The following is a 14599-nucleotide window of genomic DNA, read 5'->3' on the forward strand; positions in this document are numbered from 1 at the left end:
ACATTACGACCGATGAAAAGAATCTTAATTACCATGATTTTAGTGCTGGGTGCCTTCGGAGGCGCTTTCGCACAGCGGTATTGTGTAATTGATACGAAATACATCCTGGAAAGCATTCCCGACTACAAAGACGCGCAGAAGAAGCTCGACGCGGTAGCGGAACAGTGGCAGAAGGAAATCGACGCCCAGTTCCAGGAAGTGGACAAGATGTACAAATCCTACCAGGCAGAGGCGGTAATGCTGACCGACGATCTGAAAAGGAAGCGTGAAGATGAGATCATCGCCCGCGAAAAAGAAGCCAAAGACCTGCAGAAGAAAAGATTCGGATACGAAGGCGACCTGTTCAAGAAGCGTGAAGAGCTCGTGAAACCCATCCAGGACAAGATTTACAACGCCGTACAGAAGCTGGCTACCAGCAGGATGTACGACTTTGTACTAGACAAGTCCGGCGGTATCACGGTGATTTTCGCCGACCCGAAACTGGACAAGAGCGAAGAGATTTTGAAAGCGTTGGGTGTCAACAAATGATCCCTTGAGACAACAGACCTATAAAAATTAAACATTCTACATTCTTTTAAACAACTAGACAACATCATGAAGAAGTATGTAATCATCGCTATTGTTGCGTTCACCGGGTTTTTCAGCGTGAAGGCCAATGCTCAGACCAAAATCGCGCATATTAACACCCAGGCCTTGATTGAAGCGATGCCCGAGTATAAAAAAGCGCAGACCGACATTGAAACTTTCGCCGGTACGCTCGAAAAAGAAAGCGGATCACTGGTGGCTGAATACAATAAGAAAATGAAGGATTTCGAAAACGCTCCCAAAGAAGAGAGCGAGACGATGAAGGAAGTGAAGATCAAAGAAATCCAGGAACTGCAGAAGAGAATCCAGCTGTACGAAGAATCTGCCCGTGAGAAAATCGGCCAGAAACAAAACGAACTGCTGAAACCCGTGTACGATAAAGCCCGCAAAGCTATCGAAGACGTTGCCAAAGAAAAAGGTTACGCTTACGTTATCGACAATTCCGGTGGATCCCTGCTGGTTTCCCCCGCGGCAGACGACATCCTGGCGCCGGTTAAAACCAAGCTGGGCGTACCTGCCACCGCAGCTCCCGCAGCCGCTAAATAGTGCTGAAAATCATTTAAATAGGGGCCCTGTTCCAAAGCAGGGCCCTTTTTTTATACTGGAAATCATGGGTTTAGAAAGAAAATCTTTTCAAAGTTTGAATTTTCTGCCGCCCGCTTTTCATTTTTAAATTTATTTAACCTACCTTTGCCTTCCGTTTTAAACGGGGCTGATCACAGTCTGCCCGCCCGAAAAACGGATGGGTAAACAAGTTTTTAAGTAAGTAGAAAATATTAAAAAACGATGAAACGTACTTTTCAACCGCACAACAGACGCAGAAAGAGCGTACACGGTTTCAGAAAGAGAATGGAAACTGCCAACGGACGTAAAGTATTGGCATCCCGCAGGGCGAAAGGCAGAAAAAAACTGACTGTATCTGACGAGCGCAAGCTGAAATAATCGTCATAAACTCATATTGCCATAAAAACTTATTCTTTTAATAAAGAAGAGAAGTTAAAGAGCAGGAAAATGATTGAAACGCTTTTTCGTGAAGGAAAAGCGTTTTCTATTTTCCCCTATCGCGTCATCTTCATGCCGGCCAGCCTTACGACGGACAAATACCCCGTTCAGGCCGGCTTCAGCGTATCGGCCCGCAAATTCCCCCATGCGGTAGACCGAAACCGTATCAAGCGCCTGGGCCGCGAAACCTATCGCCTCCAGAAACAGGTGTTGTACGACGCACTCACCGCCAACTCCCGCCAGATGGCCGTCTTTTTTATCTACCTCGACAAAAAAATCCCCGATTTCGCTTCCCTCCAGCCTAAATTTTCGGTAATTTTAGAGAAACTCGCCAGGGAAGCCGGTAGAAAAGAACAGCCATGAAGCGATTGATGCAAATTTTGAGTATCCCGTTCATTTTATTGATTAAGATCTACCAGTGGTGCATCAGCCCGCTGCTGGGCGCCAACAAGTGCAGGTACACCCCCACTTGCTCCCAGTACGGCCTCGAAGCCCTCAGGAAACACGGCCTCTTCAAAGGAGGATGGCTCGCAGCCAAAAGGATCCTCAGCTGCAACCCCTGGGGAGGCCACGGATACGACCCGGTCCCCTGATTTTTATCTCATCCCGAAACACTGTTACGCATGCGGAAATCCCGTAAAATCATGTTGTTCGCGCTTATCGGCATCGCCGGCCTGGCCCTCGCCTTCCGCAACAGCGACAAATACTTCCTCATCGCCAAAAACCTCGACATCTTCGCCGCGTTCTACCGCGAACTCAATACCTATTACGTCGAAGACCTCCCGCCCGATAAACTCATGCAAACCGGCATCGAAGCCATGCTCGAAGAAACGGATCCCTACACCGACTTCGTTCCCGAAGAAGAACTCGACGAGCTCCGCTTCATGGCCACCGGCAAATACGGCGGCGTAGGCGCTTCCATCTACACCGAGGGCGAATGGACCTCCATCACCGACGTTTACGAAGGCAGCCCCATGGATAAGGCCGGCATCAAAGCGGGCGACGTCATCGTTTCGCTCGACGGCAAAAGCGCCAAAAACATGGAACAGGAAGAAGTGAGCAAATACCTCAAAGGCACCGCCGGCACCGCGCTCATCATCGTCCTCCGCCATCCCCTCAACAATACCGAAAAAACTTACCGCATCCTGCGCGACGATATCAACGTAAAACCCGTTAGCTACTCCGGCATCATCCGCAAGAACATCGGATACATCAAGATGACGCAATTTACCGAAGGCAGCGCCGAACAGGTCCAGCTTGCTTTCGACGCCCTCCGCAAACAAAACCCCGCACTCGGCGGCATAGTCCTCGACCTGCGCGGCAACCCCGGCGGGCTGCTGGAGGAAGCCGTGTCGCTTTCGAATATTTTCATCGACAAGGGAAAGCTGATCGTCAGCACCCGCGGCAAAGTGAAAAGCTGGGACCGCGAGTACAAGACCAGCCTTCTGCCGATCGACAACCATATTCCCCTCGTGGTGCTCACCAGCCGCTCTTCCGCCTCCGCATCGGAGATTGTGGCCGGCGCGGTGCAGGACCTGGACCGGGGGCTCGTAGTAGGGCAACGCTCCTACGGCAAGGGACTGGTGCAAACCACCCGCCCGCTTCCCTATAACGCCAGGCTGAAAGTGACGACCGCGCGGTATTACACGCCCAGCGGCCGCTGCATCCAGGCGATCGATTATTCGCAGCGCAACGAAGAAGGAGAAGCCGATTATGTGCCCGATTCCCTTCGCAAATCGTTTACCACGGCGGCCGGCAGGCCTGTGAAAGATGGCGGCGGCATCGAACCGGATGCGCGCGTAGAAAGCACGATCCTAAGCCAGGTGGCCATTACGCTGCTGCGCAAACAATTCATTTTCGACTATGCCACCCGGTATTATTACGCCCATCCCGAAACACCAGCCACCAGCACTGCTTTCGTGACGGATGAAGTCTTCGAGGAATTCCTGAAGTTCCTGGACGGGAAGGATTACAGCTATAAAACCCGCAGCGAGGAAGCCCTGGACGTTTTCCGGTCGACCGCCACCCGCGAAAAATATTACGACGGCCTGCAAAAGGAATTCGATGCCCTGCAGGCGAAAATGAAGCACGACAAAAAGCAGGACCTGCTCCGCAATAAGGCTGAAATCCGCCAGCTGCTCGAAGAAGAGATCGCCAACCGCTACTTCCCGCAGGCGGGGCGCATCGAGCGTTCCCTCAGTTGGGACAAGGACGTGGATGAAGCCGTGACGCTCCTGCAAAGCCCGCAGAAATACCAGCAGCTGCTCACCCGGAAAAACTGATCCCGGCCGCTTATCATGGAATTTGTTTAGCCATGCACGATTTGTTGCATGGCTAAATTGTTTTTTGTTCTTTTATAGCTACGCAATTTGAAACGTCCACATATGAGTAACCATCGCTGTTTCGCGGCATTTTTCGCATTGATTACCCTTTCGGCCTGCACGGCGGGCAAACGGTCCGCCACTACGGCACCCACGCAGATAAGCGTGCTGAGCTATAATATCCATCATGCCAATCCGCCGTCGGTGGCAAACAAGATTGATATGGACGCCATCGCGAAGGTGATCGCGGATGCGAAGCCCGACCTGGTGGCCTTGCAGGAAGTGGACGTTAATAATACGCGTTCCGGCACCACGTTGCACCAGGCGGAAGACCTGGCGAAGCGGTTGGGGATGAAGGCATTTTTTGCCAAAGGGATCGATTACGGCGGAGGGGAATACGGCATCGCCGTGTTGTCGAAATTCCCGGTGCTGGAAACGAAGCGGTATGCGTTGACGACGCTGCCCGGCACCAACGGCGAGCCCCGCGCGCTGGCGACCATGCTGGTGGAATTGCCCGGCGGGAAAAAGGTATTGATGGCCAGTACCCACCTCGATGCGCAGCGCAACGACAGCAACCGGATCGTGCAGATGCGTGAGGTAACGAAGATTTTATCGGGGCAGCCTTACCCGGTGATCGTGGCGGGCGACATGAACGCCGCTGCGGGAGGGCCCGTCATCAACCAGCTGGATGCGCATTTCACACGTACCTGCAGTGATTGCGCGCCTACCATCCCGGTGGTGAACCCGCGCCGTTGCATCGATTTTATCGCCTACACAAAAGGAAAGTTTACCGTGCTGCACCATGAAGTGATCCCCGAAACCTACGCTTCAGATCATCTTCCCGTAAAATCCATCCTGCAACCGGCCTTTTAGTTGCAATTGCAATTTTTAAAATATTTTATTAATATTGACAATTCACAAACCGCACGTCACGTAAAATCCATAAATGCAAAGCCATGACTGACAAGAACAAGAACAATTCCCGCCGGGGCTTTATCAATAAGCTGGCAAAAGGAGTTGTGGGAGCATCACTGATCCCGAATATCATCACCGCCGCCGACCGCCAGAGAAGCCTCCAGCAACTGGCGCGTCAGAAAGACCACTACAGCGCCAACGACAATATCCAGATCGCACTCATCGGAGCCGGCGGCATGGGTACCGAAGACGCCAACACCGCTATCAAAGTTCCCGGTGTGAAGCTCGTGGCTGCCTGCGACCTGTATGACGGCCGCCTGGCGGATGCCAAGAAAAAATGGGGTAACGACATTTACACTACCCGCGACTATAAAGAAATTCTTCAGCGTAAAGATATCGACGCGGTGATCATCGCCACGCCGGACTCCTGGCACAAAGACATCTCCGTGGCCGCCATGAACGCCGGCAAGAGCGTGTACTGCGAAAAACCGATGGTGCACGACGTGAGCGAAGGCGCCGCCGTAGTGGACGCGCAGAACCGTAACAAAGGCGTGGTTTACCAGGTAGGCAGCCAGGGCGTTAGCTCCCTCGGGAACGAAAAAGCCCGCGAGCTCCTGAAAGACGGCGCCATCGGCGAGCTCAACTATGCAGAGGGCTTCTGGGCGCGTATGTCCGCCTTCGGTGCATGGCAATATCCCATCCCGGCCGACGCTTCGCCGTCTACCGTTGGTTGGGACGCCTTCCTGGCCAATAACAAAAAACGCGACTTCGATCCCCTGCGCTTCTTCCGTTGGAGAAATTACCGCGACTATGGCACCGGCGTTTCCGGCGACCTGTTCGTTCACCTGTTCAGCAGCCTTCACCTGGTGACCGGATCTATCGGTCCCGAGAAGATCATGGCTACCGGTGGTCTCCGTTACTGGAAAGACGGCCGTGAAGTGCCTGACGTGATGCTTGGCATGTTCGACTATCCGCAGACCGACGTGCATCCCGCCTTCAACCTCTCGCTCCGCGTAAACTTCGTGGACGGCACCGGCGGCACCAACTACCTCCGCATGGTAGGCAGCGAAGGTTCCATGACCGTTGAGTGGGACCGCGTGACGGTTTACCGCAACAAGAATGCTTCCGACGCTTCCGATCCGCTGTCTGCCGGCAAACAAGCCCGCGACAACGGCAAGCAGTTCGTATATGAAAGAAAGCACATGATGGACCCCGACAAGCTGATCTACGAAGCGGAGGAAGGTTACAAAGGCGCGCATTTCGACCACTTCTACAACCTGTTCAACGCCATGCGTACCAAAGGTAAAGTAGCGGAAGACGCCCTGTTCGGTTTCCGTGCGGCTGCACCTGCGTTGCTTTGCAACGATAGCTATTTCTCCAACAAGATCATGCATTGGGATCCGAAGAATCTCAAAGTCGTAAACAAATAATTCGTTTCGTATGAAGCAGCTGATGCTACCCGCTTTTGCGGCGGCCGCGCTGGGGTTTGGCTCCTGCGGCGGCGCTTCCACCGGAGAGCAAAAGGATTCCGTGACCGCGGGCACTGAAAACGTGGCCGCGGCGCCCGTTAAGGAGAACGTACTGTCCGAAGCCGAAGCGGCTGCCGGGTGGAAGCTGCTCTTCAACGGCCAGAACCTCGACGGATGGCGCATGTACAAAGGGAAAGACGGTAAAACCTGGAGCGCCCTCGACGGAACGCTTCACTGTACAGGCAGCGCTACCGACAAAAGCGATATGCGCGGCGACCTCATCACAACGGACCAGTACGAGAATTTCGAGCTGGAGGCAGACTGGAAACTGGCGCCCCAGGGCAACAGCGGTATCCTTTACCTGGTGACCGAGGAGTTCGATGCGCCGTATATGAGCGGCCCCGAATACCAGATCATCGACGATAACAACTTCCCCGAAAAGCTGGAAGACTGGCAGAAATCCGGCGCCAACTACGCCATGAACCCGCCTTCGAAGCTGGCTGCGAAGCCCATCGGCGAGTGGAACCACACCCGCATCGTGGTGAACAAGGGCCACGTGGAGCATTGGCTGAACGGCGAAAAGGTGGTGGACACGCAGATGTGGACACCGGCCTGGGAAGAAGCCAGGGCTACCGGCAAATGGAAGGAGTACAAAGGATATGGTACCGCGAAGCAGGGCCATATCTGCCTGCAGGACCACGGCAGTGAGATCTGGTTCAAAAACATGAAGATCAAGCCGCTGTAAGGATGGCTAACAGAAATAAAAAAGCCGGTTGTCATGCGACGACCGGCTTTTTTTATGCGGAGGGCTCGCTTATTTGAAGCGTTTGCTCACTGCGTCCCAGTTTACTACATTCCAGAAAGCGGCGAGGTACTCGGCGCGGCGGTTCTGGTATTTGAGGTAGTAAGCGTGTTCCCACACGTCAACACCCAGGATGGGAGTGCCTTTCACTTCAGCCACGTCCATCAGGGGATTGTCCTGGTTGGGGGTGGAGGAAACTTCCAGCTTGCCGTCTTTCTGGATGAGCCATGCCCAGCCGGAGCCGAAGCGGGAAACGCCGGCGGCGTTGAATTTCTCTTTGAACGCGTCGAAGGAACCGAAAGCGCTGTTGATGGCTTCAGCCAGTGCGCCGGAGGGAGCACCGCCTGCGTTGGGAGCCAGGGATTCCCAGAAGAAGGAGTGGTTCCAGTGGCCGCCGCCGTTGTTGCGGACTGCGGGGGAGATGGTGCCGGCTTTGGCTACCAGCTCTTCGAGGGATTTATTTTCGTTTTCGGTACCGGCGATAGCCTTGTTCAGATTGTCTACATAAGCCTGGTGGTGCTTACCGTGATGGATCTCCATCGTCTGTTTGTCGAAGTGCGGTTCCAGCGCATCGGATGCATACGGTAATGCAGGAAGGGTAAAAGCCATAATCCAATTTTTATGGGTGAGAAAATTGAGTTTCAATTGAGTTCCAAATTTACGGCCGGATAATGGAATTGTCAAACCCTTTATCGCTCTAGTTGTTATAGCCGGATAGACCTTGTGGCGGTGGGTTTGGATATATGGCTTTTTCTTTTATATTTACATAAAGGTGTTATAACATTTGCGTAGCGAATTTTTATATTCGTATAGTATTCATCGTTAGTTTTTCACTATTGTTTGTTTAAAACATATGTTAATGCAGGACATGGGCACAGAAACCCGCGATTCTCATGATGCTCTGTTATCGGAGAATGCGCAATTGAGGAGCCGGCTGGAACATCTGGAAGCCATTATAGAAAAGGTTCCGGCCATGCTGTATACGTCCAACAACTCCAAAAAGGCAGTTAACTGGTGCAATGTTAGGCTGACAGACACGCTGGGGTATACCCGCGAAGAGGTTTTAACGTTGGGGACGGAATTTTTTCGTCAGGTGACCCACCCTGATGATATGAGCATACTGGCCATTTCTCAGCAGAAGTTTTCTGAGAGTAAGGGTATGTTCGGAGGCGTAATGCGCGTAAGGCGAAAGAACGACCAGGAGTGGTTCTGGGTGGTAGGGTTAGGGCTGCCATTCACTTTTGATGCGCACGGCAATGTGGTGGATGTGATCTGCGTGTTCCTGGATTTCTCGAATGCGCTGGATACGGGCAACCAGATTACGGAGGCGCTGCGGGTAGTGTTGCGCCGGCGGAACGAAGACGTGCTCAACAAGCTCACGGCCAGGGAGAAAGACATTTTCATGCTGGCGGCGCGGGGCTTCAACAATAAAGAAATCGCCGAAAGGCTTAACCTGAGCCGGTACACGGTCGAAACCCACCGTAAAAATATCCGGCTGAAATTAAAAGTGAGGAATACTCCCGAACTCGTTGCCCTGGCCAGGCAGATCGGGGTACAGTAAGTGTTGACCCATACATGATTATCAACTTACATGCGTTTGTTTTATAATCTATAAAACGGCTACAACGCAAGTGTGATCCGGGGTTCAGCGGATAAAAATACCCAAGCTTGGGTATTTTCCGGCGTTTCAAACTCCACTAATTTAGTAGCCTGAAAAAGAGAGATACAGATCCGGAGTTCATTTAGATAGTTTTTTGAGAGGTAATACTTATCGCTATGATAACCGAAGAGAAGGCGTATGATATCCTGGCCCTGGACAATACCGCCACCCCCGAGGAAATAGTCGCCAGATATCAAACATTAAAGGACCAGTACAGGAAAATCAAAGAAGAGACGGCCGACCTGAAAACCCAGTTGGCCTACCAGCTTAAGCAGATTGAACTGGATGACGTGTTCATATATTTCCGAAACGTTCAAAAAATATAAACTTTTTATACATGCCTGCATCGCTGCGCAACCGGCCATGCAGGAGCATTCATTGTTTGTTAGCTTCTGAAAGCCCTTGTGCCCGGTCTTGCATCCGATCGTTTGGAAACCCAGCTTATGCAGCAAGATGATGTTCCGGTAAAGGAATTTGATTACCTTCAGGTCCTCAATTTCTTTATACTATGGATAACATTATTTTGTATGTAATTATTGCCCTCGGCATCCTGATCGTACTGTCGTCGTTCGTGACAGTGCAGCAAGGTACGGTGGGCGTAACTACCATTTTCGGTAAGTATAACCGCATCCTCACCCCGGGCCTCAATTTCAAGATCCCCCTCATCGAGAAAGTCTTCAAACGGATTTCCATCCAGAACAGATCCGTGGAACTGGAGTTCCAGGCCATTACGATAGACCAGGCCAATGTATACTTCAAGGCCATGCTCCTCTATTCGGTATACAACCAGGAAGAAGAAACCATTAAGAACGTAGCCTTCAAATTCATGGACGAACGCTCCTTCATGCAGGCCCTCGTGCGCACGATCGAAGGTTCCATCCGCGGATTCGTAGCCACCAAACGCCAGTCTGAAGTACTCGGCCTCCGCAGGGACATCACCGAACACGTAAAAGAACAAATCGACCTCACCCTCGAACAATGGGGCTTCCACCTGCTGGACCTCCAGATGAACGATATCACCTTCGACGAGGCCATCATGCGCTCCATGGCGCAGGTAGTTGCCTCCAACAACCTGAAAGCCGCCGCCGAAAACGAAGGCCAGGCCCTCCTCATCACCAAAACCAAAGCCGCCGAAGCCGATGGTAACGCCATCAAGATCGCAGCGGAAGCAGAACGCCAGGCCGCTCAGCTCCGCGGTAAAGGTGTAGCCCTCTTCCGGGAAGAAGTGGCCAAAGGTATGAGCCTCGCCGCCCGCGAAATGCAGCAGGCCAACATGGACACTTCCGTGATCCTCTTCTCCATGTGGGTCGAAGGCATCAAAAACTTCGCGGAAAACGGCAAAGGCAACGTCATCTTCCTCGACGGCTCCTCCGAAGGCATGGAAAAAACCATGAAACAGCTCATGGGCCTCAACCAGATGATGGGCCCCGATAATATGCAGTTCAAGAAATAACCAGTTTGCCATACAAGCGGAAGCGGCCCCCCCGGGAGGCCGCTTCCGCCTTTTTCATTCCATCATCCCGCCCCCGCATTCCATTTCTTCTTTCCCCCGCTTCACTGATTTCCCTTTGGCGGCCTCCGTTGATGAACAACGGCGGCCTTTCGGGCCGCCGTCTCTTTTGTAATTATTTTCTTCGCCGCTGGAAAAATTCCTTTACCATCCCCAGGCTCTCCTCTCCCAACAACCCGTACTCTACTTTCGTTTTCGGATGAAATGGGGATTTGCCTTCCGTCACCCGCCTGTACCCGTTCTTTTCGTCGGCTGCCGCATACACGATCCGCCCGATCTTGCTCCAGTACAAAGCGCCGGCGCACATCACACAAGGTTCCAGCGTTACGTACAGCGTGGCTTCCATGAGATATTTGGCGCCGAGGTAATTGAAGGCGGACGTCAGCGCGATCATCTCGGCATGCGCCGTACAGTCGTTCAACATCTCCACCTGGTTGTGCCCCCGGCCGATGATCTGGCCGTTCATCACCACCACCGCCCCGATGGGCACTTCTCCCTTCTCTTCCGCCAGCCGCGCTTCCCGCAGGGCCTGGCGCATGAAATGCTCATCCGTCATTATTCCAGCATTTTGATGAATTCGTCTTCCGTCAGAATTTTAACGGTATTGATTTTCTTGGCTTTTTCCAGTTTGCTGCCGGCGTCCTCCCCCACGATCAGGTAGTTAAGCTTGCTGCTCACCCCGCTGAGGATCTTGCCGCCCTGTGCTTCCACAAGCGCCTCGGCGTCGCTGCGCTTCAGCTTATGCAGCGTGCCGGTGAACAGGAAGGTCTGCCCGCTGAGCGTGCCTTCTTCCGAACGGGAACCGCGGCTGCTCTGCAGGTTCAGCCCCAATGATTCGAGCCTTTGCAGCATATGGATGTTATCCTCGTTCAGGAAAAACTGCCGCACGCTGCCGGCTACTTTCGGACCAATGTCTTCCAGCGCCAGGAGCTGCTCTTCGGTATAATCCTTCAGGTCGAGCAGGTGCGATACGGCGTTGGCCAGCGTTTTAGCCGTTGTTTCGCCCACGTACCGGATCCCCAGCCCGAAAATCAGCCGGTGCAGCGGCTGGCTCCGCGATGCCTCGATGGCCGACTGCAGGTTGGCGATCGACTTCGGCCCGAAACCTTCCAGCTTGCCTACCGCCTCGAAATCAAGCGTGTAGATACCCGGCACGTCGCGGAGCAGCTGAAGGCCGTAGAACTTACGGACATTGCTCTCGCCCAGGCTGCGGATATCCATCGCGTCTTTACTCACAAAATGGATCATCCTTTCCACCACCTGCGCTTCGCAATTGATGTTCACACAGCGCCAGACGCTCTCGCCTTCCGGCTTGAACAGCGGATCTTTGCAGACGGGGCACTCCTTCGGAAACACAATATCTTTCTCCGTGCCGTCGCGCAGGTCGGCTACGGATTTTACGATGTAAGGGATCACGTCGCCGGCTCTTTCCACCAGCACGCGGTCGCCGATCTTCAGGTCCTTTTCCCGGATAACATCTTCATTGAAAAGGCTGACAGACGCTACGGTTACGCCGCCGATGGGCACTGGATCGATCTTGGCCACGGGCGTAATGGACCCCGTTCTGCCCACCTGGAATTCCACATCGCGCAGGATGCTCGTGGCCTGCCGCGCCTTGAACTTGAAGGCCATGGCCCAGCGCGGGTGGTGCGTGGTCATCCCGAGCTTGTCCTGCAACTGGTAATCATTCACTTTGATCACCATGCCGTCGATCTCGTAAGGCAGATCGTCGCGCTGCGCTTCGAACTGCTCGCAATAAGCGATCACGGCGTCGATGCCCTTTACGGCTTTCATTTCTTTGGCGGGACTGCGGAAGCCAAGCTGCCAGAGCATGTCCAGCGTATTGCTGTGCGTCTGGATCGCAGGCGGTTCTTCCATACCGTCGTTCATGGTGTGAAAGCTCATATGATAGAGGAACGCTTCCAGGCCGCGTTTCGCCACTTCCGCCGGGTCCACGATGCGCAGGGAGCCCGACGCGGCGTTGCGCGGGTTGGCCAGCGGGGGGAGGTTATCTGCCGCACGCTGTTCGTTCAGCCGTGCGAAAGTCTTTTTATTGATGAGCACTTCGCCCCGCAGTTCGATCTGCTGGATGCCGAACCGGGCAAAGTTGGCCGACAGCGGGATGGAACGGATCTGCCGGATGTTGACCGTTATCTCGTCGCCCTGCACACCGTCGCCACGCGTAGCCCCGCGCGCCAGGAGATCGTTTTCATAAATCAGCGAGATGCTCGCGCCATCGAATTTCGGTTCCACACAATACTCGATCTCGCTGAGGCCGGAAGCCTCGCGGTTCTTGCGGTCCCAGTCGCGGAGATCGTCGGCGTTGTACGAGTTCTCAAGGCTCAGCATGGGCACGAGGTGCTGCACCGTGGGGAAGTTTTTCGTGAGCCCCGCCGCCACGCGCTGCGTGGGGGAATCAGGCGTCTGCAGTTCGGGGTGCTCCTTTTCCAGCTTCTTCAGCATGGCAAACAGCGCGTCATATTCCTGGTCGCTCAGCACGGGATCGTCCTGCACGTAATACCGCCAGTCGCTATGGCGGATCACCTGCCGCAACGCATCGGCCAGTTCCTGCGGTGTGCCCGTTTTACCGGACAAAAGTGCTTTCGCCTCTTTGGCGAGCGAAATTTCAATGTCTTTGGCGTACATGATGTATCTGGATAAATCAAAAGTCTGGCGTAAATTTAAACTTTAGTTACCACGCGCGTATAAATTCTTACCATGAAACACAGCTGGCTTGCCGCCTTTTTCCTTATCCTTTTTGCCTGCAAAGAAAAACAACCGGCCGACCTCCTCGTCCGCAATGCCGTAATCTATACGGTGGATACCGGATTCCGCGTAATGCAGGCCATGGCCATCACCGATGGTAAAATCGTAGCCACGGGCACGGATAAGGAATTGACGGAAGCGTATGCCGCCAAAGAAGAATACGACGCGCAGGGCGCAACCATCGTGCCCGGTTTCAACGACGCCCACGCCCATTTTTTGGGATATGCGGCGGCGTTGCGGACGGTGGACCTGACTGGCGCCAAAAGCTGGGACGAAGCCCTGGCGCGGGTGCGTGACTTCGCCGCCAAAAATCCCCAGGGCTGGATCATCGGCCGGGGATGGGACCAGAACGACTGGCCCACCAAAGCTTATCCCGATAAATCGATCCTGGACCGCATGTTCCCCGACCGCCCGGTATTTCTGGAGCGCATCGACGGGCACGCCGCGATCGTGAACCAGGCGGCCATCAAACTGTCGGGCATTACTCCCGCATCTACCGACGGCGGCGGATCGGTGGAAACCCGGAATGGCGTGATGACGGGGATTTTGATCGACAATGCCATGTCCGGCGTAACGAAAGTGATCCCGGATGCGGATACGGCTACGGTGATTGCATCGCTGCTGAAGGCGGAGCAGAATTGCCTGGCGGCAGGACTTACCAGTTTAACGGACTGCGGGATGTCGCTGGCGGAGATGCGGTTGTTGGAAAGGATGGTGATGACGAACCGGCTGCAATTGAAGATGAACGTGATGCTGAGTGATTCGGAGGAAAACATAGACTGGATATTGAAGAACGGGCCATATGAGAAGAAGAACCTGCTGGTGCGCAGCGTGAAATTTTTTGGAGACGGCGCCCTCGGCTCCCGTGGGGCCTGCCTGAAGCACGATTACGCCGACCGGGCGGGCTGGAAAGGATTCCTGCGGAAGGATTCCACTTATTTCGCGGCGATGGCCGGTTTGCTGGCGGGTTCGGACATACAGATGTGCACCCATGCGATAGGGGATTCTGCGAATAAGGTGATCCTGAGGATTTATGCAAATGTACTGAAGGGGCGCAACGACCGGCGTTGGCGCATCGAGCATGCGCAGGTGGTGGATTCGGTGGACCGGCGCTGGTTCGGGGATTACAGCATTATCCCTTCCGTTCAGCCGACGCATGCCACTTCGGATATGTACTGGGCGGAGGCGCGGCTGGGAGCGAAGCGGGTGAAGAACGCTTATGCGTTCAAGGAACTGCTGAACCAGGTGGGCTGGATGCCGCTGGGGACCGACTTCCCGGTGGAACATATCGATCCTTTGCGGACTTTCTATGCTGCGGTAGCCAGGAAGGATACGGCGGGATACCCGGCCGGGGGATTCCAGCCGGAAAATGCGCTGACCCGGCAGGAGGCGCTGAAGGGGATGACCCTCTGGGCGGCGAAGGGCTCGTTTGAAGAAGAGCAGAAAGGAAGCCTGGCGCCGGGGAAAGATGCTGACTTCGTGATCCTCGACCAGGATATCATGAAAACATCGGAAGACAAGATTCTCACTACACGGATTTTAGCTACTTTTATTAATGGTAAGCCACGT

The 14599-nt window shown here is 54.0% G+C and carries 16 protein-coding genes; 13 read left to right on the forward strand and 3 right to left on the reverse strand.

Annotation, left to right across the window (positions count from 1 at the left end; genetic code table 11):
• Positions 1 to 12: 12 nt before the first annotated feature.
• From Q0510_RS17315 to Q0510_RS17355, 9 genes are all read left to right on the forward strand, one after another.
• Positions 13 to 528: an OmpH family outer membrane protein gene (locus tag Q0510_RS17315; RefSeq protein WP_298714681.1), complete on the forward strand. Its 516-nt coding sequence runs from the start codon at positions 13 to 15 to the stop codon at positions 526 to 528.
• A gap of 66 nt (positions 529 to 594) precedes the next feature.
• A complete protein-coding gene (locus Q0510_RS17320; protein ID WP_298714684.1) occupies positions 595 to 1131 on the forward strand; it encodes an OmpH family outer membrane protein in 537 nt (178 codons plus the stop codon).
• Between the two features lie 240 nt (positions 1132 to 1371).
• A complete protein-coding gene (rpmH, locus tag Q0510_RS17325; RefSeq protein ID WP_012788729.1) occupies positions 1372 to 1527 on the forward strand; it encodes a 50S ribosomal protein L34 in 156 nt (51 codons plus the stop codon).
• A 21-nt stretch (positions 1528 to 1548) separates the two neighbouring features.
• Entirely contained in the window at positions 1549 to 1950 is a 402-nt protein-coding gene (locus tag Q0510_RS17330; protein WP_298714727.1) for a ribonuclease P protein component, read from the forward strand.
• A complete protein-coding gene (yidD, locus tag Q0510_RS17335) occupies positions 1947 to 2180 on the forward strand; it encodes a membrane protein insertion efficiency factor YidD (protein ID WP_298714690.1) in 234 nt (77 codons plus the stop codon). Before Q0510_RS17330 ends, yidD begins: the two co-directional genes overlap by 4 nt.
• 51 nt (positions 2181 to 2231) lie before the next feature.
• On the forward strand, positions 2232 to 3869 hold the full coding sequence (locus tag Q0510_RS17340; RefSeq protein WP_298714693.1) for a S41 family peptidase: 1638 nt from the start codon (positions 2232 to 2234) through the stop codon (positions 3867 to 3869).
• A gap of 102 nt (positions 3870 to 3971) precedes the next feature.
• Positions 3972 to 4781 carry an endonuclease/exonuclease/phosphatase family protein gene (locus Q0510_RS17345; protein WP_298714696.1) on the forward strand — a complete coding sequence of 270 codons (810 nt, stop codon included), beginning with the start codon at positions 3972 to 3974 and terminating at the stop codon, positions 4779 to 4781.
• Between the two features lie 83 nt (positions 4782 to 4864).
• Positions 4865 to 6253: a Gfo/Idh/MocA family oxidoreductase gene (locus Q0510_RS17350; protein WP_298714699.1), complete on the forward strand. Its 1389-nt coding sequence runs from the start codon at positions 4865 to 4867 to the stop codon at positions 6251 to 6253.
• Positions 6254 to 6263: 10 nt separating this feature from the next.
• Positions 6264 to 7037, forward strand: a complete 774-nt coding sequence (locus Q0510_RS17355) for a DUF1080 domain-containing protein (protein WP_298714702.1) — start codon at positions 6264 to 6266, stop codon at positions 7035 to 7037.
• Positions 7038 to 7106: 69 nt separating this feature from the next.
• Here the strand turns inward: Q0510_RS17355 and Q0510_RS17360 are convergent, their stop codons facing one another.
• Entirely contained in the window at positions 7107 to 7703 is a 597-nt protein-coding gene (locus Q0510_RS17360) for a superoxide dismutase (protein ID WP_298714706.1), read from the reverse strand.
• 250 nt (positions 7704 to 7953) lie between these two features.
• Here Q0510_RS17360 and Q0510_RS17365 point away from each other — a divergent pair, with 250 nt between their 5' ends.
• The 3 genes from Q0510_RS17365 to Q0510_RS17375 all read left to right on the forward strand — a co-directional run bounded on the left by Q0510_RS17365 (position 7954) and on the right by Q0510_RS17375 (position 10207).
• Entirely contained in the window at positions 7954 to 8655 is a 702-nt protein-coding gene (locus tag Q0510_RS17365) for a LuxR C-terminal-related transcriptional regulator (protein WP_298714709.1), read from the forward strand.
• A gap of 215 nt (positions 8656 to 8870) precedes the next feature.
• On the forward strand, positions 8871 to 9080 hold the full coding sequence (locus Q0510_RS17370) for a hypothetical protein (protein WP_298714712.1): 210 nt from the start codon (positions 8871 to 8873) through the stop codon (positions 9078 to 9080).
• Positions 9081 to 9262: 182 nt separating this feature from the next.
• Positions 9263 to 10207, forward strand: coding sequence for an SPFH domain-containing protein (locus tag Q0510_RS17375; RefSeq protein WP_298714715.1), 945 nt, complete (start codon positions 9263 to 9265; stop codon positions 10205 to 10207).
• Between the two features lie 172 nt (positions 10208 to 10379).
• On the opposite strand, the gene Q0510_RS17380 is transcribed toward Q0510_RS17375, so the two are convergent.
• Both Q0510_RS17380 and ligA read right to left on the reverse strand, forming a co-directional pair.
• Complete coding sequence (locus Q0510_RS17380) at positions 10380 to 10820, reverse strand: nucleoside deaminase (RefSeq protein ID WP_298714718.1); 441 nt, start codon at positions 10818 to 10820, stop codon at positions 10380 to 10382.
• Positions 10820 to 12910 (reverse strand): NAD-dependent DNA ligase LigA, encoded by a 2091-nt coding sequence (gene ligA, locus Q0510_RS17385; protein WP_298714721.1) that lies wholly within the window; start codon positions 12908 to 12910, stop codon positions 10820 to 10822. Before ligA ends, Q0510_RS17380 begins: the two co-directional genes overlap by 1 nt.
• 72 nt (positions 12911 to 12982) lie before the next feature.
• Here ligA and Q0510_RS17390 point away from each other — a divergent pair.
• Positions 12983 to 14599 (forward strand): amidohydrolase (locus Q0510_RS17390; protein ID WP_298714724.1); only part of this gene is annotated, 1617 nt, incomplete at its 3' end.

Source organism: uncultured Chitinophaga sp. (genome assembly GCF_937874145.1).
Classification (GTDB): Bacteria; Bacteroidota; Bacteroidia; order Chitinophagales; family Chitinophagaceae; genus Chitinophaga.